We start from the raw sequence: 517 nt of genomic DNA on the forward strand, positions 1-517 counted from the left end.
TCAGATGGTTGATAGATCGACTCCGTAGTTGAGTTCCTCTGCGAAGTCCGGCAGTCCGTAACCGATGGTTTTCTTGTAGAAAGGAGAGACCTTCGCAGTCGGTGCCTTCTTCTTGTGCTTCGTGGTGTAGAGCATTCGTGCCCGCATCACCTCGAAGGAGTAACCGCGCCCTTCACGGTTCTTGTCCTTGGCCAGTCGGTTGATGGACTCCGTGTAAGCGTTGGTGACGGGCATGTCCGTCTCGAAGTAGGTCATGGTCTCTTCGCGCCAGTTTCCCACTGCCCTGACCAGATCGCTCCAGACTTCCTTTTGGCCCTTCGGGATGGTGGCTATCCACTCGTCCAGGGCGGCTTCTGCCTGGAGCCGTGTGGTGGCGTCCCAGATGCCGTAGAAGCGCTCCTTGTGCTCGTAGGCGGCCAGCAGTTGCGGGAACGCGCCTGTCCAGGTCTCCATGATGAGGCGCTCCCGGTCTGAGACTTCGTGAGCGCGTTTCAGCAGGATTTTCCGGTCTCCCTTG

Annotated in this window: 1 pseudogene; it reads right to left on the reverse strand. The window is 58.4% G+C overall.

What is annotated here, in order from left to right:
• A pseudogene (locus HMPREF2914_RS07280) lies at positions 1-517 on the reverse strand (ISL3-like element ISPst2 family transposase); the annotation flags it as partial.

This window comes from Pseudomonas sp. HMSC067G02 (assembly GCF_001813485.1).
In the GTDB taxonomy this organism is placed as follows: domain Bacteria; phylum Pseudomonadota; class Gammaproteobacteria; order Pseudomonadales; family Pseudomonadaceae; genus Pseudomonas; species Pseudomonas aeruginosa.